Raw genomic sequence first — 2,138 nt, forward strand, 5'->3', positions numbered from 1 at the left:
GTCCGCGGGGCGGGGTGGGCGATCATGCCCGGGAGCATCCCGGCCAGGCGAGGTTAACGTCTCGCTTCGATTGCTAGCGCTGGCTCTCCCAGGCGTGACATCTCACGATGCGGGCTCAAGCGGACTTCCGTCTCGCCTGGCGTCAGTCACGGTTAGGCGAATTCTTTCCCCAAGAGCCGCTCGGCGGCCCTCAGTAGAGGGTCCCCGAACTGCGGAAACACCTCTTCTTCAGGAACCTGTAAAAGATCTTCCTCTCTGCATGGTTACGTGCACGCTGATCTCCCCCCATCATGTGCCCATGCCCGCTTACCCCGCCGCATGCCGGTACCCAAGGGCACCGGCAACCGCGGCAACCAAACAGCAGGGCCCGGCTCTCTTTGCCGAGAGAGCCGGGCCCTGAAACCCAGCCGGCTCGGGGCTGGCTAGGTACCTGCGATGCTGGCGACATGGAGCGTATCTAGAAGCGGGTGTGATTCCTATCCCTGAGTCGGCGCCATCTGTCCATTTCGTGGAGGCGCTACATGAACATCTCGCTCAACGTCAGGGTTCCCGCCGAGTGGGGGCCGCATATCCGAACCGTCATCGTCACGATCGTGATCGTGGTGGCGGCTATGCTCGGTGCGGATGTGACCGGCCTGCCGTTCCGGATCTGACCCGAGCGTAGGAGTAAAGGGTGCCCCCGTCGCGATACGCGGTGGGGGCATGCTCATCGAGAATCACGCGCTGTACTGCTTGAAAGCACCTTCCAGGACGTAGCCGTGGCCGTGGCAGGTGTTGCACGCCTTCACGGAGGCGGAGCGGACGACGTCGAGCCAGTGCTCGACCTGTTCATCCCACGCGCGCAGGGCGGCAGCGCAGTTGTCGCCGGGGTCGCGGCGGCACGAAGCCGTTGTCGGCGCTGCGGTGATGGGCGATGACCTCTTCCGGCCCGCTCGTCCCGTTCATGACTATTCTCTCCCAGGATGCCTTTCGATCCCTCAAGAGCCATCTTCTAGGCGAGCGACACGGCCCTCCATCTGATTTCGCCTGGCCAGCGCCTCGGCCAATCTCATCTCAATGTCACGTAGAGCCGTTTCGGCCATATGGCGTTGAGCATCCGCGCTCGCCGAACTGGCTCGGGCCTCTGCCAATGCCCGACCAAGCTGTGCTTCTGCCTGAGCCAGCTTTACTTCCTCATGACGTGCGGCATGCGCACTCTCTGTAGCCATCATCACCTGATCACGGAGATCATCCCTCTGGGCCTCCATGACTGCGATGTCCTGATCTATCACGCCTCGGATACTTGAGAGCAAGTCGGGCAGCTCTACTTCAAGAACTCGAGCCAGCGCCAACGCCTCGTTCAAGCGAACAGGACGGTTTGCTGCTTCAATGCGCGCAACGGCACTCTGATGCAGAGAAGTCCCTTGGGCCTTTAGCCGCTCTGCAAGCTCTTGCTGCGTCCACCCTCGCTGCTGCCTAAGGTGGCGCAGTCCTAGGCCGAAGACCACCTCTGCGTCCACACTGTCTGAGTTCATCGCTCGCCTCCTTATGGAGGTTCAGCATATGCGCAATGCGCATGAGAGTCCAGCGGGGCATATGCTGATCCAGCTTGCGCTCGAACCCGCCTCTCAGTAGTGTGCGGAGCGCCGCGACCGTGGAGGGCGATTACCTCCCACGCGTACGAGCACAAAGGCTCGGCAGAGATGAGCAAGGGAGTTGCCGCTCCCCTCTCTGCCGAGCCCGGTTCCACCCCAGACGGTCCAGCAACGACACGAGCTAGGAGAACCAAGTGAAGAGTATCCATTCACCACAGCAGGGCGGGGAAAGCACTGCCCATGAGGCCAGGACCGGGTAGCAGTGAGATTTCCTGGCCTTCGGAAAGCCCCAGAGACAACTTCTCCAGATCGCCCGCCGCGGCTTCAACAGCGATGGGTGATCATCTTGAGCGTCGCGACCACCGCCGGCGTTCTCCTCTCTATCAGCGCAAGCATCGCAGTAGGCGCCCCTGCTGGCATAGCCGTCATCGGCCTCCGGGACTGTACGGTTTTCGGTGTAACTCCTGATCAAGGAGAACGCACCTGATGAGTACTGTGATCCAGGCATCGACGGAGATCGACCTGGAGGACACCGCGGTGGCACGCACGGAGCCCAAGGACGCA

General features: G+C 62.0%; 2 protein-coding genes. One reads left to right on the forward strand and one right to left on the reverse strand.

Annotation, left to right across the window (positions count from 1 at the left end; translation table 11 throughout):
• Positions 1 to 521: 521 nt before the first annotated feature.
• Positions 522 to 653, forward strand: coding sequence for a hypothetical protein (locus EJK15_RS77055; RefSeq protein WP_276615631.1), 132 nt, complete (start codon positions 522 to 524; stop codon positions 651 to 653).
• A gap of 324 nt (positions 654 to 977) precedes the next feature.
• Here EJK15_RS77055 and EJK15_RS68990 read toward each other — a convergent pair whose 3' ends face one another.
• Complete coding sequence (locus EJK15_RS68990) at positions 978 to 1,514, reverse strand: helix-turn-helix domain-containing protein (RefSeq protein WP_138720878.1); 537 nt, start codon at positions 1,512 to 1,514, stop codon at positions 978 to 980.
• Positions 1,515 to 2,138 lie beyond the last annotated feature (624 nt).

It is taken from the genome of Nonomuraea basaltis, assembly GCF_005893125.1.
Classification (GTDB): Bacteria; Actinomycetota; Actinomycetes; order Streptosporangiales; family Streptosporangiaceae; genus Nonomuraea; species Nonomuraea basaltis.